Here is a 26290-nt window from a genome sequence, read left to right on the forward strand (position 1 = left end):
GGGGTCCTGCACCAAAACAATTCCGTTTTTTTCTTTAATTGCCCGAAGGCCAATGCTTCCATCAGAACCCATCCCTGAGAGAATAATTCCAACCCCATACTCATTCTGATCATCGGCGAGTGAGCGCAGGAAAAAATCGATGGGCAGACGGTGACCACGTGCTTCATCAGGTTCAAACAGGTGCAGAACTCCTTTTAAGATGGAGATGCTTTTGTTTGGAGGTATTACAAAAACAGAGTCAGGCTTCACTCTCATGCGGTCTTTAACCTGAAGAACCTGCATTTTGGTAACTCGCTGCAGCAATTCAGGAAGCATTCCTTTTTGTGTTGGGTCCAGGTGTTGAACCACAATATAGGCCATTCCACTTTTTTCAGGAACATTTTTTAAAAAGAGCTCCAATGCTTCCAGTCCACCGGCCGAAGCGCCAATTCCCACGATGGGCATCTTACCGGGTTTTAAATCAGGAGTTTTGTCCTTTGATTCAATCGCCTGTTTTGTCTTTTTTGTTCTCAACTAATTGTTTTTTAACAAAATACCAATTAATGCTTCTGTCGAGTGATATGCAAATGCTTATGTTTTTAAGGTGGGGAATAAGGTTTTATGTTTTCAGAGCTGTTTTAGCCTATCCTGATAATAAAAATTTTGTGTCGTTGTGTTTCTGCATTTAGGCTTTTTGAACGGACTCTTGAGCTACAAATACCAAAAGTATAAAAAATACTGATAAACTGTTTTGTTTGAGTTCTCCTTCTTTTATTAACGGAAATTTAGAAAACCCGGTAGTTTTTTGTGTTATAGGATTTCTAAAAATATTTACATGATTCCCACTTTTTATTTGCTGGAAGAAACGTTCCAAATTCAAATCAGTAATGTGTGAATGATGTAATTGAAATTAAAAAATGTGTAACGTTTTCTTTTAAGAATTGGTGGATCTTTATCAGAAGAATAAAGTAACCAAAACACTTTTGTTATGAACAAGATTAAAATGAGTTTCCTCGTTGTTTTAAGCTCAGCTTTTCTTTTAACTGGCTGTGCTTCATGGAATAAAACTCAAAAAGGAGCAGCTGTTGGAACTGTTGCCGGTGGAGCTGCAGGTGCTGTAATTGGCAGGGCTTCGGACAACACAGCCCTTGGAGCAATTATTGGAGCAGCCGCTGGTGGGGCAGCCGGTGCTGTTATTGGGAACCAAATGGATAAACAGGCCGAAGAAATTGAAAAATCTGTTCCCGATGCAAAAGTAGAGCGCATAGGCGAGGGGATTGTTGTGGAATTTAGCAGTAACATTTTGTTTGGATTCGATGAGTCAGACCTGTCATCAGATGCTAAAAGGAATCTTGATAAACTGGTTGTTGTATTGGAAAATTATGCCGATACCAATATTGAAATTCAGGGGCATACAGACAGTAAAGGGAGTGAAGCTTATAACCAGAACCTGTCCGAACAACGGGCCGATATGGTTTCTCGTTATCTGTCGGCTAATGGAATTGCTTACAGTCGTTTAGATGTTAAAGGTTTTGGCGAAACAGCACCCAAGTATGAAAATGATACAGCAAATGGCCGTGCTCAAAACCGCAGGGTTGAATTTTTGATTACTGCCAATGAGAAAATGAAGGCTGAAGCTAAAAAAGAAGCATCTAATTAGTTTCTGTCCATAAAGTACCACTTGGGTCGTTACGCTTGCCGCCAAAATACTCATCCCAAAGGATCGGGACTCCGTTTTTGGCGGCTTCGCAAGCCTGGCAATTGGCACTTTCTGACAAGAAACAGGACTAAAAACAAACTCTGCTTTGTTTATAGACGGGCACTAATTAGCCTTTTCAAGAATGCACCAATTAATGCCCCGAAGAAATATCAGGATAGATTGTAATTCGTGTTTTAGGGCCAGTCATTTCGGGAATCGGGAATTGCTGATTTCAATCCCGATTGTGGGATAATTACAAAATTTTAAACGAATGAAACGAGTCCCGTATTTTCGGGACGAGTTCCATTAGACCTTAATAATTAAATTTTATACTAATGAAGACAAAACTATTTTCTTTAATTTTAGTTTTTACACTCACCGGTTCCATGGCATTTTCCCAGGAGCCTGTTGATTCAAAAACCTCCGTTGCAATCCTCGGCGGCGTAAATTTACAAAATCTGAACGGTAAAGACATGAACGGTGACAAACTGGAAAATGATCTGCTTACCGGGTTTCATGTCGGTTTGAATGCTCAGATTCCCCTTGCCCCGGAGTTTTACTTTCAACCGGGGTTGATGTTTAGCACCAAAGGAGCAAAAATGACCGAGGGGGATTTTTCAGGCACTTACAAACTATCATACATCGAATTGCCATTGAATTTTGTGTATAAAGCAGTGCTTGGTAATGGCTATTTTTTACTGGGTTTTGGACCTTATGTAGCTTACGGTGTTGGTGGCAAGGCCACTTACGAAAGTGGCTCTGTATCGGTTGAGACGGATATCGAATTTAAAAACGAAGTGGAGTCCGGTGACCCGCTTACCACCGCCTATATTAAACCGTTCGATGCCGGAGCTAACCTCTTTTTTGGTTACGAATTGCAGACCGGATTGTTTTTGCAATTGAACACCCAACTGGGGTTGCTTGATATCCATCCTGATGATGCACGGATTTCCGGTGATGACAAATCAACACTAAAGAATACAGGTTTCGGGCTTTCGCTTGGATACCGATTTTAAAAAATTTAATCTCAGATGGATACTTAGAAGGCTGTCGTTGTTTTCAACGGCGGCCTTTTGAATTATTTAATGAAGATTTCCTGGAAATTAATTCTAACGGGGTTAGATGGCTTCATATTGTTTGCGTTGACTGTTTTAAACAAATTGCTCACGCCCTCTCGGGCTTTCAAAAAAAAGCAGACTAAGGCCCGCGGTGACCACTCAACGCATCGGAGCCGGCCACTCCTTAAAGCCACCGTATGAATGCTAGAAATATTAATTGTAACCTATTCAAACCGCCCTGAAAGGGCCAAAACAACAACTTGGGGCTACGCCCGATGATTAGGGGCACGGTCAAGGTCAGAGAAGCCCTGTTGGGGCGTAAGGATTGGATATACCAGATTTTTTCTTTGTAGACAGGACTCAAAAACTATATGCCTTTTATGGTTCAATAGCTTTTATTCCCTGATGTTGCTTATGTATTCTAAAGACTTTTATCGAAATTCTACCGCATCCGGTTTTCCAATCTCAAAATCACGGAAACCGAAATCAGCAGTCTGAAAAGAGTTCGTTTTGAGAATATTTGTCCCTAAACCCGGAATTACCGGATAGAACGAAATGGATAGTTGAAACGCATTCATAACCAGGTTGTCATTTTTAATTAAAATACCCAGTCCTATCTGCGAATACAATTTGCTCTCCCGGAACCCGTTTTCTGCATCACCAAGCATACCCAGCGAAAAGTTAAAATAGGGCCCAAAATGGAATCCGATGAAATTCCACGGTGCATAAGCTTGTGTTTGCGATGTAAACAATAATCGACTGGTGCCTGTCAATACAGGGCTGTTGAAACCTCTCAGTCCATATTCGTTATTAATAGTTAAACTGTCGTAATCAGTGCGGAGGCTCCCAATAATGACCTGAGGCTTAATAAACTGCCTGAATTTCCATTGTCCGATTTCAATTAACCCTGTAAAATAATTTGCCCCAATCCTAAACACACTTTGCTCGGCTCTTGATGACCGGAAAAATGTTCCATATTCGATATTGGAACTCAGGTAACCCCACGGATGATAATTACCCCACGAAAAACGTGCGCCAACATAGAAACGCTGAAAACTGTTTTTTTGTTGATAACCGCCGGTCATACCAACCACTTTTCCAATAGGAACATCTTCAGTTATTCCAAATTTAAAAATATACTTGTCTTTAATATACAGACGTGTTGAAATGCCAACGCCAGCCAGGAATAAGTTTTCGTTTCTGTAAAATTGCAGTGTATCAATTGTTTCTGGTGGCCGTTCTATAAAGCGGACTCGTTTAAAACGTAAGGCAGAAATGAACCTGGTAGTACGGCTATATTCTGAATTCCCCCTGAAAACGGGCACCGAATTGCCCAGCCAGTAATCTTGTGCATTGTATTTATATGGCATAAAATTAGCAGTCCAGATGGAATCTTTGTAATGGTGTTGAGCAAAATTTATGCCCCCTGCCCACATTGCCAGAGGGGAGAAAAACGGCCGCTCGACACCCAGTGTTTTAATGAAATTTCCATATTCATCGGTGCCGTATTCAAGAGTGGAATTAATAAAAGTATTGCTGATGTTGGGGATGAAGTATTTCATTCGGTGAGCAATATCGCGGGATGAACGGTTCACGAACATTCCGTTTTGAAAGCTGTGACCCAGTCCGATGAAATTGTCTTCCCTTAGTTTAATAGTCAGGCGTGAATCAGACCAGGAGCTTCCTGGGATTAAGCTCCAGCTATCCAGTTCTCGAATGAAGATATCCACCGAATCAGTTGTTCCGGGCACTTCAATGGTATAAAAAGATACATCGGTAATATATTTCATGCTTCGCACCAACCGTTCCGATTCTTTAACCCGCAGTGAATCGAATGATTGTTTTTCACGAATAAGCAAAAGATTTCGAATGGTGCTGGAGCGTGTCTTTAGGTGAAATTTGTTTCCGGCTTTTGATAAAAAGTTGAGCGACCCCGAAATGGTGTCTCCAATGGAATTCCCAAACGGGTCGAGGGTTACAATATTGATTTGTCTGATGATTTTCCCTTCGAAGGAACTGTAAGGTTTCTGTTTAAGACGCTTGTTGACCATTTTTTGCGCAGGAACTGACGAAACCGGTTTAAAAAACAGCCGGAACATAAATTTGGTAAACCCGCTTTGTTCAGCATACGTCTCAATGTTCTCGTAAAGTTGGGGGTGTGCTTTTGGGGCTATAGTATCTTGTGCAAATGCGAAATCATTTGTTATCAGTAAAACAAAAAAAAAATATTACCGCACTTTTCATCTTTAATCATTCTCCACCGTCATTACAGAATCTGCCTCCATTCGCATTTTTTCTTCTTTTTTGGCTTTTCGTCTGAAATATCCTCTGAAAAGGAAATTATGTTTGAGCGCCTCCATATTCTCGTTGAGTCCGATACTGCTTTCTTTAAGATTAATAACGGTTGCATCAATATTATTTACCAACGAAGTATCCTGAACTAACATTCCAATGGTTCCTTCACCATTGTTTATTTTCATCATAATTTCTCCAAGCTGGTCGGAGGCCACTTCAGTTTTTGCTGCAGTTTTCTGCAAACTCTCCATAAATGCAAATAAATTCTTTTTTGTAACTTCAATGGTCTCATCCAAGCCTTCAGAACTTTTTCTGAAGTTTTCAATGGTCATATTCACATTTTCTGCAATAACTGTATCCTGGATCAACCGACCCAGCATTCCCTGTCCGTTATTAATATTCATCATTATTTCAGCAAGTTGAACGGTAATAACTTCGGCACTCTCAGCGCTGGATTTTAGACTTTTCATTATTTCATCGGTTTCGATGGGTTCTTTGGATAAGATGTGCTGTCCGTCCTCAGCTAACGGTGAATCTGTACTACCCTGAGTAATAATAATTATGCGGTCGCCAATAATCCCTTCAGAACCTATACTTGCATAGCTGTCAGCTTTTATAAACTGCTGGACATCTTTCCTGACAAGCATGTCAACCTGTACAGTGGAATCATTAATAATTTTAATATTATCGACAATACCAACATTGATGCCCGAGAAGCGAATATTATTTCCGACCTGGAGGCCACTAACATTTAAAAAATTGGTGGAAATTTTAAATACAGGATTAAATAAATTCTGTTGTTTGCCAATAATGAAAATGGCGGTTACAAAAATTAAAATCCCTACGGCTATAAAAATGCCTAACCGGGCTTTGAATCGTGGTGTATGATTTTCCATTGCTTATTCTTTATTGAGTCCGGATAAAAAGCATCTAAAATGCCAGATTAACCGTTGTTGAGGTTTTTATTAAATGCTCATAAATAATCAGTTAACTCCGGAGCTGAGATTTAAAACGCCTTTGTTTTTACAAAGTTTTACTTTTTTATACCACACTCTTTATTCCTTAAAAAAAGATTGGATTAGCTCATCGGTGGAATCCTCAAAATCATCGATGCTTCCTTCCATATAAACTTCCCCGTCCTGCAACATGATAATTCTATCGGCTGTGGCGCGCGCGCATTCAATATCATGCGTGATGATGATGGATGATGTTTTGTATTTTTTTTGAACATCATTAATCAGTGCACTTATCCCGTCAGAGGTGACCGGATCAAGTCCCGTAGTTGGTTCATCGTACAGCATAATCATTGGATCCACTACAATAGTCCGTGCCAGGCTAGCTCTTTTTTTCATGCCCCCTGAAAGTTCGGAGGGCATTTTATGTAAAGTGTCGCTCAACCCCACATTCTCCAAAACTTCTTCAATTTTTTTTTCTCTTTCTTTTTTAGAAAGCTTCTTTTTTATCCTTATTAATGGGAATTCAAGGTTTTCTTTAATGGTCATGGAATCGTAAAGAGCGCCGCTCTGAAAAAGGAACCCAATTTTTTCCCGAAGCACCGCCAATTCCTTGCTTTTCAGTGAATTTACATTTTTCCCCAATACCGTTATCGTGCCCTGGTCGGCGTTAAGCAAGCGGACAATACATTTTATAAGAACCGATTTTCCGGAACCTGACTTTCCAAGAACAACCAGGTTTTCACCATCGAAAAGCTTTAAAGACAAGTTTTTTAATACCTGCAGGTCGTCAAAACCTTTACTTAGGTTATTGATTTCAATAACCAACTTGGAGGTTTCTGCACTTTCCTCTTTTATATTTTTAGCTTCAAGCATTTCTTGTTTTTTATCGGTTCAAAACCTCAAGCATCCTATCATTTCTTCAAGAGTTGAATGCGAACTACTCTCGTCCTTACAGGGCACTGATTTTTTCTTTATTTTGCATCACAAGGTTACACTCTGAGCTGTTGCTGCTGCCAGCTATGAGCTACCAGCTACAAAAGCATATCCGTAATCTGAACAGCAATCAGGTCCACCACAATCACAAGCAGGGACGCTAGTACAACGGCGGAATTGGCCGCTTTGCCCACACTTTCTGTCCCCCGCCCTGCGGAATAGCCTTTATAACAACCCACGAGCCCAATGGCGGCGCCAAAAAAGAATGTTTTAATTACAGCAGGTAAAAAATCCATAAAATCAACCACCCTGAAGGCCTGGTTGAAAAACAATACAAATGTTACACTTCCTTTAATGTTTGCAGCCGCCCAACTGCCAAGGATTCCAAGGGCGTCGGCATACAAAACTAAAATCGGAATCATAAGAGTGGCGGCTAAAACTCTGGTAACCACTAAGAAACGTATGGGGTGAGTGGAAGAAACTTCCATGGCATCAATCTGTTCCGATACCTTCATTGAACCCAGTTCGGCCCCCATGCCGGAGCCGATTTTACCTGCACAGATTAATGCGGTAATTACCGGTCCCATTTCCCGGATGATTGAGGAGGCAACCATTCCGGGAAGGAGGGATTCGGCTCCAAAATCTGCCAAAACCGGCCGCGATTGTATGGTAAGCACAACCCCCATTATGAGACCTGTTACCGATATAAGCGGAACCGTTTTGTACCCGATTTGGAAACTCTGTCGCAGGAATTCGTTAAATTCAAAATTCGGAGAAAAAGTTTCTTTAACCGTTTGCCAAAGAAACAAAAAGAAATCACCTAGCCCTGCAAAGAAAACATTGGCTTCCAGGGTTTTATTATATGTTTTTTCGCCAAGCCGGATCGCCTGGTTTTTTATGACAAGCGTGTTTATTGTCACTTTCTTAAATGGTGTATTTTTATCCACAGAGTAAAGGTAGGAGTGTTAATAAATTATTGTTTTACATAATTCCTGATAAGAATTACATAATTCACACATATTGCGGGGAATGGTATGGGAGGAGGTTACGGTTTTTTATTTCAGAATTATTCTTTTTGAGAATGAGTGAACTTATGAATCGGGTAGGGTATCGCCTAATAAAAATCCCCATGATTGTAACGGTTTGATATGGTCAAAAATTAGTTTTGCAATTGCTGCCAGGGGGATGGCAACCAACATGCCCGGGATGCCCCACAGTGCACCAAATGTAATAACTGCAATGATTGAGGCCAATGCGTTAAGTTTTACCTTTGAAGCAACTATTTTGGGAACTATATAATTGTTATCAATAAATTGAATGAATATATAAAGCGCCAAAACCAGCACTGCAAACCAGGGAGATGGTTTCGTTACAATGGCAATAATCATCGGCATAGATGCAGCAATGATGGAACCCAGGTAAGGAATAAGATTGAGCAGAGCTCCCAATATGCCTAGAACTAATGCATATTCAATCCCTAAAATCAGGAGACCAATCGTATATAAAAAAGAGATGATTACTACCTCAAAAAGTAGTCCGATGAGGTAACGCTGAATAAGCGTTTTTATCTGGTTTATGATTTCGCTCACTTTGCTTCTGTTGTTTTCTCCAAACAACCGATGTAAAAATTCAATCAGGAGAGGCTGATAGAATAAAATCATAAATACGTATACCGGAATCAAAAACAAAAAGGCCAGAATGCTGCCTACACCAACGATGGTTTGCCCGATTTCATCACCCCCAATGAGTTCATTTTTCGTATTTGTAATCCATTGGGTAATTTCATTGGCGCTGATTTCAAAATAGCCTGATGTCCAGAATATTAGCTGGTTGATGATTTGGGTGAACTTATCCACCAGTTTGGGAAATGATTCCGTGAACCGGCTGGCCTGTGAATACATGAGCGTACCAAACAGGGCAATGACTGAAAAGGTAAGAAGCATCACAATGGCAATGGCTACCACCCGGTGTACTTTTAACCTTATTATCAGGTTTACAGCCGGGTGGAGCACTATGGCCAAGATAGTTGCAAATACAAGTGGTATTATTATGCCCTGAGCAATATACAATGTGAATACAAAGGCTACTAAACCGAGAATAACCAGTACCGTTTTTGCGTACAAGGGTATAACAAATTCTTTATTGGTCACGGCAAGTTGGATTTGATTTTTTTGTCAGCATAGCCGGAAACATCTTCTTTCACCTTTTCATATTTATCGGTGATTGCTTCAACCAAATCTCTGACTTTTTCCTTTACTGTGTCTGAATAATCTTCACTACGTCTGAGAAGCTTCTTACGTGTTTTCGGTCCGCTTGCAGGGGCAAATAACATCCCTGCCAAAACGCCGGCAGCTGCCCCGGCTAATACACCCAATAAAATTTTGACTGAATTCATCTTATTTATTATTTAAGTTCACTAGTGTCTGGAGAAGCATATTTTTTGAAAGGAGATTGCTTCGTCTTGCTCGCAATGAAGCTGTCTAACAGGTTTTAAGTTGGGTTGGTAGGGGTTGATTTTAGGCTTTGCCAAAAATCAACTCCTACCAACCCTCAATATCTTTTAAAGTTCCGTCATTGCGAACGTAGTGAAGCAATTTCATTTTTTTTGCCGGACACCAATGATTTAAGTGGATTAATTATTAATACCTAAAAAAGTCAGCCATTCGGCAAAAATGACCCCAGGGCATTATTCCATGTTCAAAGATTCCGGGCCTTTTAATACTCCATTTTTTTATAGGATGTTTCTACCCTGAATAAGTCTGATAATTATTGCAATAACGGCGATTACCAGTAAAACGTGAATAAGTCCGCCAGCGCTGTAACCCAAATATCCGATTGCCCAAGCGATAATGAGAATTACTGCAATGATGTAAAGTAAATTTTTCATGACTTTAATTTTAAAAGGTTTATTTTAATAAAAAAAGATCATCAGATTTTTAGAGGTTTAATGAATAGTATTTTCCATTGGGTGATTCTAAATCCACTCCCCCCAAAAAACATACTGTGTTTATGTTTGCTAATCAATGTTGTCCTAAACATTTTCCAAAAGGGATTTCATCCCTTAAACCCTTTATTACTTTTTTGTCTTGACACAAAAAAGAAATCAAAAAACATATTTCATGAATATTGTTGCTTTTGGCATTATCCAAGCAAGCTTGGCTATTGCCCTCGCTTATCGCAATTAACACTTGGCTATGCTGCTTTGTGTACCAGAAATCTCCAAATATTTAACCGGTTGGATTATAAAACCCTATTCACGCAGGCCTTTTGTCATATATCCGTACCTCATGTTATTAAATGTTGGAAATCTTCAAAATTAAAGGTATAACCCTTTGGTCCCCGAACTGTTATACAATTTTAAAAATTAGTTACATCATTCCCACATTTTAAGACATAGTCTTTTCGGAAGAATAGTTGCGTATCATTTTTCGTAATTTGGCTCTGCTAATAGGTTTGGAGATATAATTATTACAGCCTGCGGCAATGGCCTTCTCCCGGTCACCGACCAGTGCATAGGCGGTTTGTGCAATTATTATCACATCTTTGTTAAACTTCCGGATTTCCCGGGTGGCTTCGTAGCCATCCATCTCAGGCATATTTATATCCATCAAAACCAAATCGATGTCTGGATTTTCTTGGCAAACGTCCACCGCTTCAACCCCTGTTCTTGCTTTTAAAATTTTCCTGCTCAGGCCTTCCACCATGGTAATTAGGAGCATTTTTGAGATTTCATCATTTTCAACAACTAAAATATTGAGCTTACCGGGTTCATCATTTGCTCCATTTTCAAATGGGTTGTTTTCGCTATCTGCTTTCGGTTTTTTAACCGGAAGTGCCGGTATGGTAAAAAAGAATGTGGCTCCCGTCGTACTTCCATTTTTGGCTTCATTGTTCTCTACCCAGATTTTTCCACCCAGCATTTCCACATAAGATTTTGAAATGGACAATCCCAGTCCTGCACCCTCATAAATTCTGGTTAGATCGTTGGTGCTTTGCATAAAACGTCCGAATATGATTTCTTCATGATCTGCCGGGATTCCGGGTCCGCTGTCTTTCACATAAAATTCGAAAAAATCCTTTTTCTTGGTGTATCCCAATTCAACAGAGCCGGTTTGGGTAAACTTTATCGCATTTTTCACCAGATTAGTAAGCACTGCGTAAACTTTCTCCCTATCTGTCATGATAAATGCCTTATCCGATGACAGTTCGTTGTTGTAAGAAATATGTAACTTTTTTAGCTCGGCTTCCAGTTTGAAAAAATGATAAATATATTCTACCTGATCGTTTACATTTGTTTTTGAAACTGAAACTTCAATTTGTTGAGATTCGATTTTGGAAATATTAATAATATCGTTGATGATATTAAGCATACGGATCCCGCTTTTTTCGATAATGCTAATATAGTTTTGCTGGTCGTCTCCGTTCAGATTAAGATTTTTAAGTAGATCGGTAAAGCCCAGAATTCCATTCATGGGAGTTCTGATTTCGTGGCTCATGTTGGCCAGAAAAGATGATTTCAATCTTTCGTTCTCTTCAGCTTTTTTCTTGGCATTAATTAATTCGAACTCCACAAGTTTGCGTTTAGTATAGTCAACCAATGTTATAAGGAATTTTTCATCGATATTGCTGATTATGCCGTTAACGAGGACATATTTGATAGATCCATCACCAGTTTCCAGTTTTAGTTCGCAGGATTCTTTTAATTTGGTTTTAAATATTTTTTGCAGAAATCGGTTGTAGAAGGCTCTTGTGTCAAGAGAGACAAAGAATCCAAAACTACTTTTTATCAATAGTGATCGTTCTTTTCCTAATAGCTGCTCAGCACTGTAATTCAGATCTATAATTTCACCATTCTTTGTTAGGGTCAGGTATCCCGAAGGAGCAAAATCATATAATTCAGTATATCTTTTTTCTGAATATTCTGCTTTTTCCCTGGCCCGTTTAAGCTCTTCGTTTTGCATTTCCAGTTCCACCTGATGAACTTCCAGCTCGTGGATGATTTTTGAGGTATCGGAATTGGAAAAAGATGTCTCTAAAACATTCTTTTTCTTTTTTAGCAACAATTCTGCAGCTTGGCGAAGTTTTCCGGATTTAGGTGCTGTATCTTTTTTGTTCATGTTTAGAAGTTTTCGGGGTTTTCTCTAAATTGTAAAAGTAGAGGGGTATTTTATATTAATATTACCTTGTGCCGGAGAGATTTTTTTTCTCTGGCGGGTAAACAGGAATTGTAAAGAAAAAAGTGGAGCCTGAATCATTCAACCCACTTTCGGCATTGTTCTCTACCCATATTCTCCCCCCCAGCATCTCCACATAGGCTTTTGATATGGACAACCCCAGTCCAGAGCCCTCGAAGTTGCGGGTTAGATCATCGCTGCCTTGCCGGAACCGTTCAAAAATCATATTTTTTTGATCATCCGGAATTCCGGGGCCGGTATCTTTAACATAAAATTCGAAATACCGGTCTTTTTTTGCGAAACCCAATTCGATTGAGCCGGATTGCGTAAATTTTATTGCATTTTTAACCAGACTTGTGAGCACTGCATTAACTTTTTTGCTATCCGTTTTAATTATTGTTTCATTTAGTGGCATTCCGTTTCTGAATGAGATATTCAGGTTTTTGGTTTTCGCTTCTAATCTAAGGAAATCAATAATTTCTTTAATCTGTAAATGAAGGTTCATCTCAGAAAGAGTTATCTCATTTTGATTGGATTCTATTTGGGAAATGCTGATAATATCGTTTATCTGACCAAGTAAACGGGTACTGCTTTTCTCGATGATACCAATATAGTTTTGTTGTTCCTCGTATGTTAAATCCGGAGTGCGGAGCAATTCGGTAAAACCCAGTATCCCATTCATGGGCGTCCTTATTTCGTGGCTCATGTTGGCCAGGAAAACAGATTTAAGCCTGTCGCTTTCTTCCGCCCCTTCCTTGGCTTTAATTAATTCTGTTTCGGCACGTTTGCGTTCGGTAATATCGCTCGAAATCCCTATGACACCGATTAGGTTGCCATTTAGGCCAAGCATTGGTGTATCTGTGACAAAAGCAGGAAAGCTGCTTCCGTCTTTTCTTTTTACCAGAAATTCTCCGGCCCATGATTTTCCGGAGCTTAAATTTTTCATGATTTCTAAAGCCTGATCCTTTGTTTGGTCGGTCGGTGTTAAATCCAAAATATTTTGTTCGATTGCTTCGGAAGAGGGCCATCCGTATATTTTTTCTGCTGCATGGTTCCAGTAAATCACTTTGCCCTGCAGGTCGGTGGCAATAACAGCCTGGGCTACGTTATTTATCAGGTCAGCCTGAAATTTAATTTCATTTTGAGTGTTCATACGTTCGGTAATGTCCCTGATATTGCATTGAATTACATCGTTTAGGCCTTCTGAATAGACATTACTTACAAATTCAACATGAATTTTCTTTCCGGATGATGTTTGGAGAGGCAAATCATCGTACCTCACATATTTTGTTTTTTTCAATTCCAAAAATTTCTCCAGATTTTCATAAATGTCCTGAAAAGCACCTATTTCCCAGATTGATTTTTCGATGAGATTTTGTTTTGAGAAGCCCAGTAGTTCAATTAAAAACGGGTTAACGTCCACAATCTTTCCGGTTTCCGCATCAAGGATTAGAATCCCGTCTTTGGCCGATTCAAATAACCTGCGATAGCGATTCTCAGAGGCATATAACTCTTTTTTTAAGATTGATTTATTGCTTTTTAGCTTTTTAATCTTATTGTATTTAGTGGTTGATTTTTTCATTGTGTATTGTTGTTGATGTAGTGCCGGATTGATGAGCAAATTTCTATTATAGATTTTTCATATTGGTTGGTCAAACCTTTAACCTACCGCTTCTAACCTCCAGCCTCTAACTTCCATTTTTCTGCTTCCAAATATTAACGCACAGTTCGGAAGCCGCGCTATCTGCCAGAAAGATACTTTGGGCGCATTGCAGTTCTGTTTTCAACATATTATACCTCACGACACTTTTCTAAGGTCTGGCAGGGAGTTGATAGTAAGTGGTTTATAATTAAAGAATCTTTGATGTCAACTCCCTGATAATAAAAGTTTATCTTCTTTTAGTGTTCATAGCTTCAGCGAAGGGGAACTCCGCATATAGGTATTCTTTAAAGGAATGTTGACCTCACAAACCGTCGCTAAATTCTAATGTTTTGAAGACTATCCAGCACTCCAAAAACGCTCAGCAACCAAATAACCAGAATAATTACGACCACTGCGTTAAGAATACCTTTAATGGTGCTTTGCATGGGGATATACCGGTTAATCAGCCAAAGCAGAACCCCAACACCAATTATCACGAGAAAGATTGTTAGTACAGGCATAATAATTAATTTAGTTTGCGTTAATATATCTTAATAATACAAAGTTCTGTATATAAGTGTCAATAAGTATTACATAATTCCAAAAAAGAGTTACATCATTCCTACATTTTATATGCATGGGTATAAAACATGGGACGGGGGCACAGAGCACAGAACAATGAGCGTGGAACATGGGGAGTGGGGCATGGAGCAAAGAGGACTGGGCATGGGGCACAGAATCCGGGTCAGGTTGAGGAGCAATAGTGCAGGGGCAAGACTTTGATGCTTGTGGAGAGAAGAATACAGAACCCTGAATGGGAGTGCATTTCGCTTCGATGGCTTATTGCATAATATGTTTTATTATATTTGACAACAGATAAATACGCAATTTTGACTACCGGTGAAATGAAAAAATATCAATGATAAAAACGATTAGTGACAAATTTGACGGGGTGATTGTAGATAATAGCACACTACCCGATAGTACTGATGGCTTTCGAAAAGAGATTGAACAACTTATCGAATGCTCAAAGAATAAAAAACTGATCTGGATCAGGATACCATCCTACAAGGCAGATTTTATCCCCATACTTACAAAGCTCCATTTTGAATTTCATCACTGCGACGGGCAGGATCTGATGCTCATCAGAAAAATGATGCCAGATGTGCTTGTTCCTACTACTAAAAATTTTATTGTTGGTGTTGGAGCAATTGTGGTGTGCGACGGGAAGTTGTTGGTAATTAAAGACAAGTTTTATGCAGGATATAAACTTCCGGGAGGACATATTGATAAGGATGAATCCATAAAAGGAGCCTTAAAAAGGGAGGTTTACGAAGAGACCGGAGTAGGAATTGAATTTGAATCCATCGTCAATATTGGTCACTTCAGAAACGGACAGTTTGGAGAATCCAACCTCTATATTGTTTGCACTGCCAGGGCATTATCAAAAGAAATTTATGTAAATGATTCCTCTGAGATTGCTGAAGCAAGGTGGATATTTCCTGAAGTTTTTTTACGATCGAAGGAAGTAAATAATTACAATAAAAGTGTAGTGAAAGCCGCCATTAATAATGGTGAACTGAAGCTGACAGAACAGAAAATTGAATTGCGAGTGACCTCAGGTGAGGTATTCTTTTAAGTGCTTCCCGATTTTTCCAATACTCCATAATTCTGAAACGCTTTGGTTGCAAACAATTGATAGTCATCTCATTGCAAGACGAGGCAAACACACCGCAATTCACTCATAATAAAAACTTTGCGTCGTTGCGTTTCTGTATTTAAGTTTCCTTTAAACGGGGCTGTCTGAAAAGTCTCCATAGCTTTTACATTGCGCGGGTCATGGTTTTGTAGAATATTAACAATGAGATTCTTCACTGCGTTCAGAATGACAAAAGACACGAAACCTAGATTGTTCGACAAACTCTGGTGAAATTTTGGGACGGAAATTGAAATTGTTAACAGAAAATTTATTTAAGCTTAAAACCATTCCTTTTCCAGATGTGTTTCTTTATGGTCGATTAAATAAAAAATATTTTCTCCGGATAACAGTGAAAAAATTTATTAACCTCTAATTTAATAAAACTATGAAACCTGCTATAAACCTTTTGTTCCTCTTTTTTCTGGGCATTTCTGCTGGTTTTTCTCAGAATACAGCAACCGGGTTTATTTACCGGGACATCAATCAAAACAACAAGAAAGAGAAAGGGGAGACGGGAATTGAGAAAGTGGCCGTGTCGAATGGCCGGGAAGTGGTGCTTTCCGATAAAGATGGAAAATACGAGATTCCCGTTGGCGATGACAATATTATCTTTGTTGTTAAACCTTCCGGATATTCACTTCCTGTGAATGCGGACAACCAACCGCAGTTTTATTACACCCATAAAACTAATGGATCGCCCGAACTCAATTATCCAGGCGTTTCTCCAACCGGGAAGCTGCCAAAGTCAATTGATTTTGGACTCATTCCCGACACTCTCACAGAGAACTTCACCATGTTGGTTTTTGGTGATCCTCAACCTTATACCCGGAAAGAGGTGGATTTCTTTTATAGGGGAATCATAAAAGAAGTGGAAGGAATTGATGAGGTATCTTTTGGATTGAGTTTGGGTGATTTGGTAGGTGACGACCTGGAACTTTTTCAGCCTTATCGCGATGCTGTGAAGGCGGTTGGTGTTCCCTGGTACAATGTGATGGGCAACCACGATATGAATTTTGATGTGAAAGCTGATTCTTTGTCGGATGAAACTTTTGAAAGACATTTTGGCCCGGCGAACTATTCTTTTAACCACGGGAAGGTTCATTTTATTGTTCTTGACGATATTCTTTATCCTGATCCGCGCGATGGAGACGGATATTGGGGTGGATTTAGGGAAGATCAACTGACCTTTGTAAAAAATGATTTGAAATATGTTCCAAAGGATCATCTGATAGTTTTGGCTTTCCATATTCCGCTGAAGGAGGGAGAATTCGGGGATTCGTTCCGTGATAGCGATCGTGAAAAACTTTTCGGTTTGTTGAAGGAATATCCGCAAACACTTTCCCTTTCGGCCCATACACATATTCAGAATCAGGATTTCTTTGGCCCTGAGGATGGTTGGAAGCAAGGCCGTAAACATCATGAGTATAATGTGGGAACCACTTCGGGCGACTGGTATGGTGGTCATTTTAATGAGGCAGGGGTTCCGGTTTCTACTATGCGTGACGGAACTCCCAAGGGGTATGCTTTTTTATCGTTCAAGGGAAATCAATATTCTGTAAGGTATAAAGTTGCTGGGCAGCCGGAAGATTATCAGTTGAATCTGTATGCGCCAAAAGTAGTGCCTCAAAACGAATGGCTGAGTGCACGTCTGGTGGTTAATTTCTTCATGGGCAGTGAGCAGGACTCTGTCCTTTACCGAATCGATCAGGAGGAGTGGAAATCCATGGATTTTGTAAGTACATACGACCCTTCATATATTTATATGATGCAGGAATGGGACTTTGCAGATGAATTGTTGCCGGGCAAACGGCCCTCTAATCCTTCGGAATCTACGCATCTCTGGATGGGGAGTCTCAATAATAATCTTGTGGAAGGCATCCACACCATCGAAGTAAAAGCAACAGATATGTTTGGTCAGGAGCACAGGGCAACAAAAGAATACAGGATTGTCAAGCGCAATGAAAACGATTAATAGGGGGCAATGGCAAATTGAAATAATTGGGAGTCGGCCCCATTTCAATCCGGGAAAGTTCTAAGTCTGAATAAAGGAACTATCAACTCTTTTGCGGATGCCTGCCTCGATACCATTTTGTCTATCCTCCAATCGATTGGAAAAGAATAACTCTTTTAAACACAATAGACCGTTTAGAATTTTAGATATAAGAATTAAGTTAATTCGTATGAAGGTGAAGAACTGCATTTTAATACAAAACAACTTTTAGATATAAACATTTGATTCAGCGGTTTTTGCCAAACTATAACGAACTGTTAATTAGCAACGAGGAATTAATCCGTATTTTGGTCTTTTTGACTCTCCTGATGAGTTTTACAAAATTCACCAGCAGCAACAAAATCCCTCAAAAAGATGAGTTTTTCGAAATTTTGTACGACATTTAATGATTAGAAAGGTAGAACAAACAATAAAAACTCATTCTGATGAGAACCAAACTTAACCAGCAAATTATTGAGGGTATGAGCCGAAATCCAGATAATTGGAAAGGCATTTTCTACTTTAACCGGAAAGACCCCAGGTTAATGGTTCCCAAACAAATCCCATCTCTGGGATGGACTTTTAATTTTGCCAGTCCTTATGCCTGGATTACTCTTGGAGGTATTATTCTGATTGTTATTGCTTCATCTTATTTTTTGTAAACTTCTTTATTATCAAAAGATGGTTAGATATAAGATGTTTCTTACATTCATGATATACTGAATTTTAACAAAAAAAAACATCTTTGAGTGCAAACAGTTGGTTTGCTGCTTATTACAAAAGTTTAACGGAGTAATGTATTATGAAAGTGAGTAAGAACCTTTTCCGTTTTACAATTCTCATGATGATATTTGGATTCTTTTCCTGTCGCACCATTCCATAGGGAGCAACTGCTGTGGAGCCTTTTTACATAGAAAGGTACTTAGGCAAGTGGTATGAGATTGCCCGTCTGGATTTTAAATACGAGCGGAACCTCAACAATGTCACTGCTGAATATTCGTGGAATGATAGTGGAAGCATCAGGGTGGTCAATCGTGGTTACAATACTGTTGAGCAGGAATGGCAGGAGGCGATAGGAAAGGCCAAATTCGTGGGGGAGGCGAATGTGGCCAAACTGAAGGTCTCTTTTTTCGGTCCGTTCTATTCAGGCTATAATGTGATTGCCATCGATGAAAATTACAATTATGCTTTGGTTGCCGGCAAAAACCTGGATTATTTGTGGATATTGTCCAGAAAAACCACCATACCTGATAAAATCAAGGAAAGATTTCTTAAAATTGCTGGTGATATTGGCTATGATACTTCTGATTTGTTATGGCCGGAGCATGATTAAGCCTTAACTCAAATGATGCAAATAAAATTGAGTTTTTTCCTAATATTCTTTTTTTTCTCACATAGTGGTTTTTCCCAGTTTGATAAACCATTTTATCCCGGCTTAACAATCAGTGTGATGCCATTGTCATTAATTGATTATACTCCCCGTTTTCGGATGGGAGTGGAGAGACTTCCGGTAAGAAAAATTGGTTATGGTATTGATGTTGGTATTGGAAAGTCGTGGTTGAACAGTTGGAGACTTGCCGACAGCGACTGGGGTAATGATTATTCCTTTTACGAAATCAGGCCGGAATTGAAATATGTGGTAAAAAGAGATGACCGATACTTCCTTTATTGCGGAACAGAATTGTTCTTTCTGCGGATGACCGACCGCCTGGAAGATGACTACTACCAAAAGGGGGATTCCGGAAATGCCATATCCTATGACCGTGCCCGGTTTCAAAAGCAAAAATATGGCATTCACATAAAAGCAGGTGTTAGTCATCGGTTGTTTGAACATTTTAATGTGGATATCTATGGTGGGACAGGTGTGGCTGAGAGAGTTATCGAATATTCAGAAGTGGTAAATCCGGTTGAGGGTGAAGGTGATATTTTTGTGGAGTGGCTTCCTCAGAACCATTTGTTTGAAGGGAGAACTGTTTTGTTTCATTTGACACTGGGGTTTCGGGTTGGGTATATTATTAACAAGCGTTAATTGTTTTTGAGTTCAGTGTGGATGAAAAAAAGTTAAATGTTTTAAGAAGGGTTGAGTTGTAGTTTCAGTGCTTCTCCCTGCAAATTCCGGAAACAGGAGAGATGAGATTTCCGGATGCAAAAAAGAGGTCGCCCGGTTTAATGGACGACCTCTTTAGGGCTTTGGGATTGTGCCGAAATAACTTGCCGCTTTAGACTTGTTCTTTTGCCCTTTAGCTTCCTTGAAAACCCATTAAATAGCTCGCTATTCGCAGTATTTTCAAGTCGGAAAAGAACAAAATAACGTCGTTAAATCTGTCAATTTATTTCATTACAAACCCTGGAAAAAAAGAGGGTTACTTGAGGAATTTGAGGTTGAAGGTCTGATTATCTACATTAATCAACAAGAAATAAATTCCGTTGGGTAAATCTCCTAAACTAACCGGATTGATGCCGGGTTGTGTCAGGAATTGTTTCACTGCGGTTCCGTTTGTGCTGTAAATTACAGTTTCAAAGGGCCCGTCTTCTTCGGCAGCAACAGAGATGTTCAGCAGATTAACTACCGGGTTGGGGTATATACTTACATTTGTTTCCTGCTTTTCCTGCTCCATGGATTCTTTGTTGGCGGCAGATGCACTTCTGAGCGAATTAAAACCGATATAGCCTCCGCAATGCATCCATTCGCTGTACGAACCTCCGCAACTTCCGTCTTGCCATACGCCTGTGTTGGTCGATTGGTCTTCGGCCTGCCAAATGGCTCCATTTACTTCAATATAATCCACCTGTACATCGCGGTCGCCTCCGTCGTTGGTGAATTCCACATTAATACCACCTGTAGCCGAGGTGTAGATTGTCTGATTGGTAAAGCTGGTATTCAGGGTGTAATTGGCTACTTCATTTCCGCCAACTGTAACCCGCAGGTTTTCTCCGCCTGCAGTTCCCCGTGCTCTTACAATAATGGTGTTGTCCCCGCTTCCGGAATCTCCCTGGTAGGTAATGTCACCGAATCCAATAACACCTCCGCAGTGCATCATCTCGCTGTAGGAGCCTCCACAACTGCCATCCTGATAAACAGCAGTGTTGTATTCCATATCTTCGGCCTGACGGGTCTCTCCGTGAATTTCAATCCAGTCAACCTGTACATCGCGGTCGCCACCATCATTGTCAAATTCCAGGTTCAGGTCGCCACGATCAACATATACTTCATATTCCTGCCAACTGGTGGAAAGGTTGATTCCTGCCTGTGCCTGGTTGTCTATTAATACATTCAAATGCTCGCCACCGGCCATTCCACGGGCTCTCACAGTCAGCGTGTATTCGCCGTCACCCTGGTCACTGGTTCCTCCGCCGGTGTCACCACCTGTATCACCACCGGAACCGTCCGTACTCATAGACATGCTGTAAACATCAGCTGTTCCGCTACTTTGATAGCCTTCTACACAAAATGAAACTTCATAAAAATTACCAAGGTTCATTCCCAGTCGTGCCCATGCTGCAAAGTGATTGGCGCAGGTAATGGTTCCGCTGGTGCGCTTGGATGTACGCACACTCCAGTATTGCTGGAAGGTTTGAGTTCCCTCGATTGAAGGTTGCTGGGTGCGGGTAGTTTCATAAATTTCGTAAGTTCCGCCATCGGTGGTAACGGTTCCTTTGGATGTTGCTCCAGGTGGACGCCAGCTGCCCCAGCTTTCTACGATATAATACTCTACCAATGGACTGGTGGTCCATCCATACACACATAAATAAGAGTTTCCTGACGGCTGATAGTTGGCACCATAATTAATGACCACATTACTGCCACCAGGGCGCAGGCCTTTTCGGGCAAGGAGGTTGCCGATATTACTCCACTCCACACTGAATGTTCCGCCCGTTCCAAGCGTCATGCAGCCTGTTCCGTTGTCTTTCCAGTACTCATAAGTATAACCACCCTGACTACCCTGGTCGTTTGAACAGATGGTTTGTGCTCCTAGTCCTGTTGAGGAAAAAAGAAAAATCACTCCTGTAAGGAGCATAGTGATTCCTGAGGGTTTGCGTAGTTGTTTTTTCATTTGCTTAAAATTTTGATAAATCATTGGAAAAATGAAACTCACCATGAAAAATGGTTATGTCCTTTTTCTGAACTTGAGCATCCCAAAATTCAGTTTCGTTTCATAAGTCCGGATTTAAGGTTAGAAATAATGCAAGAACTTGTCCGCAAATCTATAGGTTCGGAATTCAATGTGTTTGGATTTTTGTCCTAAAGGGTGGTAAATTTGTTTCGGCGTTTGTATTTGTCATTATATTAATGTTTTACGCCGATGGTATAGATTCGAAATTCCAATTTGTTTTCGAGATTGAGGGAATTGAAAACACCTTTCTGATAATTTAATCTTTCCATCTTTTCGTTTAGGTATTTTTAACCGAATATTGTCTAAATAGGTAGAACAATAAAGTAAAAAACTCAACCGATTATTTCAATTGTTCGGTGTTTTCTTTTTTATAGTACCTTGAACGAATTGACATTTAGGGAAGGATGTCCTGGCCTCCAGTTACTTTTAAAGCGAAGCGCAAACAGGGCAAGGCTTAAAAGACTTTTTACAGGAAAAAAGTTCCGGTTTGTTGTTGTAGGAAAAAATTAAGTTTCTATATTTGCACCGCTGTTGAACGAAACAGCATTACAGAAAAGATATTGGCCCAGATGGCGAAATTGGTAGACGCGCTAGTTTCAGGGACTAGTGTTCGCAAGGACGTGCAGGTTCGAGTCCTGTTCTGGGCACAAAAAAGCTCTTAATCAGACGATTAAGAGCTTTTTTTGTTATGAGTACTTTGCTTTCTTCCTTTCTCAGGACATTTCAGTAATTGTTTTATTAATGATCTCGATGGCCTCTCTGAGTTGTTCCTCGTTGATCACCAGCGGGGGTGCAAAACGAATGATGTGCTGATGAGTGGGTTTGGCCAGTAATCCGTTTTCTTTCATGGCCACACACACATCCCAGGCTTCTTTTCCATTGGTGGGTTTAATGACAATGGCATTTAGCAATCCTTTGCCGCGAACCAGTTCAATCATGTCTGAGTTGATTTTTCGCATCTCCGTACGGAAGATTTTTCCCAGCCTTTCTGCATTTTCAGCCAGTTTTTCATCTTTCACGACCTGAAGTGCTTCCATGGCGACTTTGCAGGCTACAGGATTGCCTCCGTATGTGGAGCCGTGTTCGCCGGGTTTGAAAACCAGCATAAAGTCATCATCAGCCAAAACTGCCGAAACAGGGTATATGCCACCGGATATGGCTTTTCCCAGAATCAGTACATCGGGACGAACTCCTTCATGATCGCAGGCCAGCATTTTGCCGGTACGACCTACCCCGGTTTGTACTTCATCGGCCATGAACAAAACATTCTTTGCTTTACAAAGGTCACTCGCCTTTTTAAGGAACCCATCGTCAGGTACATAAACGCCGGCTTCTCCCTGGATGGGTTCCACTAGAAATCCGGCCACGTTGGGGTCCTGAAGTTCATGCTCAAGTGCTTTTAAGTCGTTATAGGGGATGGATACAAATCCCGGTGTGAACGGGCCATATCCACCATAACTCTGTGGGTCACTGGACATACTAACGATGGTGATGGTTCGCCCGTGAAAATTGCCTTCACAAACGATTATTTTGGCCTGATTTTCCGGAATTCCCTTTTTCTCATACCCCCATTTTCGGCATAGTTTCAGCGCGGTTTCGTCAGCTTCGGCACCGGTGTTCATCATCAAAACCTTATCGTATCCGAAGTAGTTGGTAACATATTCTTCAAACTCACCCAAAACATTGTTGTAAAATGCGCGTGAGGTGAGTGTCAGGCGTGAGGCTTGTTCGTTCAGCGCTTTTACAATTCTGGGATGACAATGGCCCTGGTTGACGGCCGAATAAGCTGATAAGAAATCAAAATAGCGCTTGCCTTCAACATCCCAGACAAATATACCTTCTCCTTTTTCTAAAATTACCGGAAGCGGATGATAATTGTGTGCGCCGTATTTTTCTTCTCTGTCTATGTAGTCTTGTGTAGAAACGGGTTTTTTCATAATTGCTGATTTAAATACATTGTGTAGATTTTGAGACCGAATGTCTTATTCAAAATACGGAAATCTAAATGTCAAAAAAACTGAAATTTATCAGCGATTTTGAAACAATAGTCCGTTTTAGAAAAAAGCCTGAATGCAGACGCAATGAAACCCTACGCTAAAGTGTTGGATTCTAAAAGATGAAAAATTATTATTCACTGGTAACCGGGAAAAGAATGAACCTGTTCTCCAGAATGGTGGCGATTCGTAATGATATCCGAAATTAAGATTCTCCTGGTTGAGAGAGAGCATAACAGAACTTCCAGATCCGTAATAAAGGCAAACTTGAATGCCGGCAGGTGGCAAACAACCTTAATAGACAGACTCTACTCCAATTTATTACCAATGATAAATCCTGAAATAACATCCTCAATCTTAACCTCAGCCTCTTAAAACCCCAGGTTCAGCGATACATTCATTCTGCGTCCTGTCAGGTAATTTGGAACAGCGTATTGACGGTTTTCCACATCACTGATCCAATAGTGGGAGATGGTATTGCTGATGTCAAACAGATTAAACACTTCAAATCCCAGCCATAAGTCTTTGATAAAGGCAGCTTTATTGTTTTTGTTCAGCCAGGGCATCAAATCTTTGGAAAAGCCGATGTCCACACGCCGATAGGGGGGCATGCGGTAGGTGGCCATATATCGGGGTGAGCGGGGAGGCCCAAAGGGGAGTCCGGTTCCGTAAAAAAGACTCAGGTTTACTTTAAATGTGGGGTTGTTGGGCAAATAATCCTGAAAAAACAGGGAGAAATTGAGCCGTTGATCCGACGGACGTGGGATGTATCCGGGAGTGCCGGTTTGCTCCCAGGTGTCGTTTTCCAGGTCTTCTTCTGTCTTCAGAAGTGAAAGGGTCGCCCAGGATTCGGTACCCGGAACAAACTCTCCGTGCAGTTTCAGATCTATTCCGGTAGCATAACCATCGGCTTCATTCTTTCCTGAATAGAGGATTCTCACATTGTCCACCTGGTAGGGGATGAGGTCGTACAGATGCTTGTAATAAATCTCGGAAGAGAACTTAAACGGACGCTCGAATATATTGAAATAGTGATCAATCCCTGCAAGGATTTGTCTTGATTTCTGAGCATAAATGGCATTGATTTCGCCTGATTGTGGCGGCCTGTATTCTTTGTAAAAGGGGGGTTGAAAATACCATCCACCGCTCAGTCTGAAACGGGTTTTTGGAGTGTTTCGCGGACGAATAGTAACCTGAAACCGGGGTGTCAGATGCAGTTTTTCCTCACGATCGGAGAATATAATCCGTGTTCCGTAATTGAGGCGGATAGTTCCCCAGTCGGCGTGTAATGTGGTTTGATGGGCCACAAACATTTTCAGGTGGCGGGTGCCCAGCTCAAAATCAGCATTCCGGCTGTAGCTGAGTTCCAGATTGGAATTTCTTGGAATTGAGTAGCCTGCCGAATCGATTAATTCCCATTCATTAATACGGTCCTTAAAGTTTTCTTCTTCCCAGGCAACTCCCCAGCTGATGGAATGGTTTTCGCTGAGTTGGTGGTCTCCCTTTGCCGAAATAGTATTGACCGTTGCAAAAAGATCGTTTCTGGCATGTTGCAGGTATTCGCCAATGCCGATGTTGGTGGCTGCCTGTGCCTCGTCAAACCCTTGAATTTCCTGCAACCAGTAAGCGCCGGCGATGTCAAAAGTTTCTTCTTCAAAAGCCCGGTAATGACTGCCTGTCAGTTCGAAATAATGATTGGGTGAGGGTTGGAAATTTAGTTTAACTGCTCCCATACCCGTTTCAAACTTATCCTTTTCCTGACCTGCGAAATAAATTTTCAGTTTTTTGATGTTGGTCATGGTGCCAAAATCTGTTTCGCGGTCGGTTGGAATAAACTGGTATTTATTGAGCGCATAATAGGCGAGCGCATCAACCGAAAATCGCGGATTAATCTGATAAGACAGGAAGGCCTGTACATCGGTGAAGTCGGGTTGATAATCTCCTTTGGTGTCCAGACTGCCCAGAAGATAACGGTTGGTCTTGTGGCGGGCACCGGTGAGCCAGGTGAACTTGCCTTTGGCTGCGGTTCCCTCGGCATGGGTACTCATACCCATCATGTTGATGTTGGCCCCGGCAGAAATTGAGTCCGGTTTTTTGTAGTGAACATCCAATACCGAGCTCATCTTATCGCCATAGCCAACGCCAAAACCTCCGGATGAGAAGTAAACCGATTCCACCAGGTCTGGGTTGACGATGCTGAGGCCTTCCTGCTGACCGCTTCGCACCAACTGTGGCCTGTGAAGCTGAAAACCGTTGAGGTAAACCAGATTTTCGTCAAAGTTTCCCCCTCTTACCCGGTACTGGCTGCTTAACTCGTTGTTGGAAGCTACCCCCATTTGAGATCTTACCAGTCCTTCAATTCCGTAGCCTGAGGCTGTGGGAAGTTGAATAGATAATTCAGGATTAAGCTGCTGGGTTGATTGATCTTTTTCAGCACTTGCTGTAACCTCAACTTCGCTGACTTCGCGAATACGTTTTTTCAGAATAATTACAAAAGTTTTTTTGCCGTCATCTCCGGGTTCAATCATAATTTCTTTGGGAAGGTATTCGAGATGGGAAAACTGTAACATTCCGGAAAATCCGGGAGAGACTGAAATTTCAAAGAAGCCGTCTGCTGAGGTTGTGGTACCGGTGGAACTTCCGGGAATAATGATATTGACAAGTTCCAGAGGTTCTCCCAATTCATTAATTACGCGACCTTCAATAAGTGTTTTGTCCTGAGCTGAGACGCTCAAACCATAGATTAGAAAAAATAT

Annotated in this window: 21 protein-coding genes and 1 tRNA gene; 8 read left to right on the plus strand and 14 right to left on the minus strand. The window is 40.8% G+C overall.

Annotation, left to right across the window (positions count from 1 at the left end):
* A partial coding sequence (locus QZZ43_RS13085; RefSeq protein ID WP_291860117.1) for a chemotaxis protein CheB occupies window positions 1-513 on the minus strand: 513 nt, incomplete at its 3' end.
* Window positions 514-967: 454 nt separating this feature from the next.
* Between QZZ43_RS13085 and QZZ43_RS13090 the strand changes: the two genes are divergently transcribed.
* Together QZZ43_RS13090 and QZZ43_RS13095 are read left to right on the plus strand one after the other, a co-directional pair.
* On the plus strand, window positions 968-1639 hold the full coding sequence (locus QZZ43_RS13090; RefSeq protein ID WP_291860119.1) for an OmpA family protein: 672 nt from the start codon (window positions 968-970) through the stop codon (window positions 1637-1639).
* 374 nt (window positions 1640-2013) lie between these two features.
* Window positions 2014-2694 carry a porin family protein gene (locus QZZ43_RS13095; protein WP_291860122.1) on the plus strand — a complete coding sequence of 227 codons (681 nt, stop codon included), beginning with the start codon at window positions 2014-2016 and terminating at the stop codon, window positions 2692-2694.
* A 473-nt stretch (window positions 2695-3167) separates the two neighbouring features.
* Here QZZ43_RS13095 and QZZ43_RS13100 read toward each other — a convergent pair whose 3' ends face one another.
* From QZZ43_RS13100 to QZZ43_RS13145, 10 genes are all read right to left on the minus strand, one after another.
* The gene (locus tag QZZ43_RS13100; protein WP_291860125.1) at window positions 3168-4787 is read right to left on the minus strand and encodes a hypothetical protein; all 1620 of its coding nucleotides are present in this window, start codon (window positions 4785-4787) and stop codon (window positions 3168-3170) included.
* A 195-nt stretch (window positions 4788-4982) separates the two neighbouring features.
* Complete coding sequence (locus QZZ43_RS13105) at window positions 4983-5927, minus strand: MlaD family protein (protein ID WP_291860127.1); 945 nt, start codon at window positions 5925-5927, stop codon at window positions 4983-4985.
* A 159-nt stretch (window positions 5928-6086) separates the two neighbouring features.
* A complete protein-coding gene (locus QZZ43_RS13110; RefSeq protein ID WP_291860129.1) occupies window positions 6087-6860 on the minus strand; it encodes an ABC transporter ATP-binding protein in 774 nt (257 codons plus the stop codon).
* A gap of 158 nt (window positions 6861-7018) precedes the next feature.
* Window positions 7019-7867 (minus strand): ABC transporter permease, encoded by an 849-nt coding sequence (locus QZZ43_RS13115; protein WP_291860132.1) that lies wholly within the window; start codon window positions 7865-7867, stop codon window positions 7019-7021.
* A gap of 144 nt (window positions 7868-8011) precedes the next feature.
* The gene (locus QZZ43_RS13120; RefSeq protein ID WP_291860135.1) at window positions 8012-9070 is read right to left on the minus strand and encodes an AI-2E family transporter; all 1059 of its coding nucleotides are present in this window, start codon (window positions 9068-9070) and stop codon (window positions 8012-8014) included.
* Window positions 9067-9315 carry a YtxH domain-containing protein gene (locus QZZ43_RS13125; protein WP_291860138.1) on the minus strand — a complete coding sequence of 83 codons (249 nt, stop codon included), beginning with the start codon at window positions 9313-9315 and terminating at the stop codon, window positions 9067-9069. Before QZZ43_RS13125 ends, QZZ43_RS13120 begins: the two co-directional genes overlap by 4 nt.
* Before the next feature lie 336 nt (window positions 9316-9651).
* Window positions 9652-9807, minus strand: a complete 156-nt coding sequence (locus tag QZZ43_RS13130; protein ID WP_291860140.1) for a lmo0937 family membrane protein — start codon at window positions 9805-9807, stop codon at window positions 9652-9654.
* A gap of 499 nt (window positions 9808-10306) precedes the next feature.
* The gene (locus QZZ43_RS13135) at window positions 10307-12037 is read right to left on the minus strand and encodes a PAS domain-containing hybrid sensor histidine kinase/response regulator (protein ID WP_291860142.1); all 1731 of its coding nucleotides are present in this window, start codon (window positions 12035-12037) and stop codon (window positions 10307-10309) included.
* Window positions 12038-12098: 61 nt separating this feature from the next.
* Entirely contained in the window at window positions 12099-13676 is a 1578-nt protein-coding gene (locus QZZ43_RS13140) for a PAS domain-containing sensor histidine kinase (protein WP_291860143.1), read from the minus strand.
* Between the two features lie 395 nt (window positions 13677-14071).
* Entirely contained in the window at window positions 14072-14257 is a 186-nt protein-coding gene (locus tag QZZ43_RS13145; protein WP_291860146.1) for a Thivi_2564 family membrane protein, read from the minus strand.
* A 398-nt stretch (window positions 14258-14655) separates the two neighbouring features.
* Between QZZ43_RS13145 and QZZ43_RS13150 the strand changes: the two genes are divergently transcribed.
* The 5 genes from QZZ43_RS13150 (at window position 14656) to QZZ43_RS13170 (ending at window position 19454) form a co-directional block, all read left to right on the plus strand.
* The gene (locus QZZ43_RS13150) at window positions 14656-15375 is read left to right on the plus strand and encodes an NUDIX domain-containing protein (RefSeq protein WP_291860148.1); all 720 of its coding nucleotides are present in this window, start codon (window positions 14656-14658) and stop codon (window positions 15373-15375) included.
* Between the two features lie 445 nt (window positions 15376-15820).
* Window positions 15821-17407, plus strand: coding sequence for a calcineurin-like phosphoesterase family protein (locus QZZ43_RS13155; protein ID WP_291860150.1), 1587 nt, complete (start codon window positions 15821-15823; stop codon window positions 17405-17407).
* Between the two features lie 464 nt (window positions 17408-17871).
* Complete coding sequence (locus tag QZZ43_RS13160) at window positions 17872-18087, plus strand: DUF5808 domain-containing protein (protein ID WP_291860153.1); 216 nt, start codon at window positions 17872-17874, stop codon at window positions 18085-18087.
* Window positions 18088-18320: 233 nt separating this feature from the next.
* Entirely contained in the window at window positions 18321-18758 is a 438-nt protein-coding gene (locus QZZ43_RS13165; protein ID WP_291860156.1) for a lipocalin family protein, read from the plus strand.
* 117 nt (window positions 18759-18875) lie between these two features.
* Entirely contained in the window at window positions 18876-19454 is a 579-nt protein-coding gene (locus QZZ43_RS13170) for a hypothetical protein (protein WP_291860159.1), read from the plus strand.
* Between the two features lie 334 nt (window positions 19455-19788).
* On the opposite strand, the gene QZZ43_RS13175 is transcribed toward QZZ43_RS13170, so the two are convergent.
* The gene (locus tag QZZ43_RS13175; protein WP_291860162.1) at window positions 19789-21480 is read right to left on the minus strand and encodes a glycoside hydrolase family 11 protein; all 1692 of its coding nucleotides are present in this window, start codon (window positions 21478-21480) and stop codon (window positions 19789-19791) included.
* 623 nt (window positions 21481-22103) lie between these two features.
* On the opposite strand from QZZ43_RS13175, the gene QZZ43_RS13180 reads away from it, so the two are divergent.
* A tRNA-Leu gene (locus tag QZZ43_RS13180) sits at window positions 22104-22187 on the plus strand.
* Window positions 22188-22253: 66 nt separating this feature from the next.
* On the opposite strand, the gene rocD is transcribed toward QZZ43_RS13180, so the two are convergent.
* On the minus strand, window positions 22254-23477 hold the full coding sequence (rocD, locus tag QZZ43_RS13185; protein ID WP_291860165.1) for an ornithine--oxo-acid transaminase: 1224 nt from the start codon (window positions 23475-23477) through the stop codon (window positions 22254-22256).
* A 428-nt stretch (window positions 23478-23905) separates the two neighbouring features.
* A partial coding sequence (locus QZZ43_RS13190) for a TonB-dependent receptor (RefSeq protein WP_291860168.1) occupies window positions 23906-26290 on the minus strand: 2385 nt, incomplete at its 5' end.

The organism is Marinilabilia sp. (genome assembly GCF_016278715.1).
In the GTDB taxonomy this organism is placed as follows: domain Bacteria; phylum Bacteroidota; class Bacteroidia; order Bacteroidales; family Marinilabiliaceae; genus Marinilabilia.

Coding starts and splice junctions, on each gene's coding strand:
- QZZ43_RS13090 (WP_291860119.1), top strand. CDS start 968: ATGAACAAGATTAAAATGAGTTTCCTCGTTGTTTTAAGCTCAGCTTTT.
- QZZ43_RS13095 (WP_291860122.1), top strand. CDS start 2,014: ATGAAGACAAAACTATTTTCTTTAATTTTAGTTTTTACACTCACCGGT.
- QZZ43_RS13100 (WP_291860125.1), bottom strand. CDS start 4,787: ATGGTCAACAAGCGTCTTAAACAGAAACCTTACAGTTCCTTCGAAGGG.
- QZZ43_RS13105 (WP_291860127.1), bottom strand. CDS start 5,927: ATGGAAAATCATACACCACGATTCAAAGCCCGGTTAGGCATTTTTATA.
- QZZ43_RS13110 (WP_291860129.1), bottom strand. CDS start 6,860: ATGCTTGAAGCTAAAAATATAAAAGAGGAAAGTGCAGAAACCTCCAAG.
- QZZ43_RS13125 (WP_291860138.1), bottom strand. CDS start 9,315: ATGAATTCAGTCAAAATTTTATTGGGTGTATTAGCCGGGGCAGCTGCC.
- QZZ43_RS13130 (WP_291860140.1), bottom strand. CDS start 9,807: ATGAAAAATTTACTTTACATCATTGCAGTAATTCTCATTATCGCTTGG.
- QZZ43_RS13135 (WP_291860142.1), bottom strand. CDS start 12,037: ATGAACAAAAAAGATACAGCACCTAAATCCGGAAAACTTCGCCAAGCT.
- QZZ43_RS13140 (WP_291860143.1), bottom strand. CDS start 13,676: ATGAAAAAATCAACCACTAAATACAATAAGATTAAAAAGCTAAAAAGC.
- QZZ43_RS13145 (WP_291860146.1), bottom strand. CDS start 14,257: ATGCCTGTACTAACAATCTTTCTCGTGATAATTGGTGTTGGGGTTCTG.
- QZZ43_RS13150 (WP_291860148.1), top strand. CDS start 14,656: ATGATAAAAACGATTAGTGACAAATTTGACGGGGTGATTGTAGATAAT.
- QZZ43_RS13155 (WP_291860150.1), top strand. CDS start 15,821: ATGAAACCTGCTATAAACCTTTTGTTCCTCTTTTTTCTGGGCATTTCT.
- QZZ43_RS13160 (WP_291860153.1), top strand. CDS start 17,872: ATGAGAACCAAACTTAACCAGCAAATTATTGAGGGTATGAGCCGAAAT.
- QZZ43_RS13170 (WP_291860159.1), top strand. CDS start 18,876: ATGCCATTGTCATTAATTGATTATACTCCCCGTTTTCGGATGGGAGTG.
- QZZ43_RS13175 (WP_291860162.1), bottom strand. CDS start 21,480: ATGAAAAAACAACTACGCAAACCCTCAGGAATCACTATGCTCCTTACA.
- rocD (WP_291860165.1), bottom strand. CDS start 23,477: ATGAAAAAACCCGTTTCTACACAAGACTACATAGACAGAGAAGAAAAA.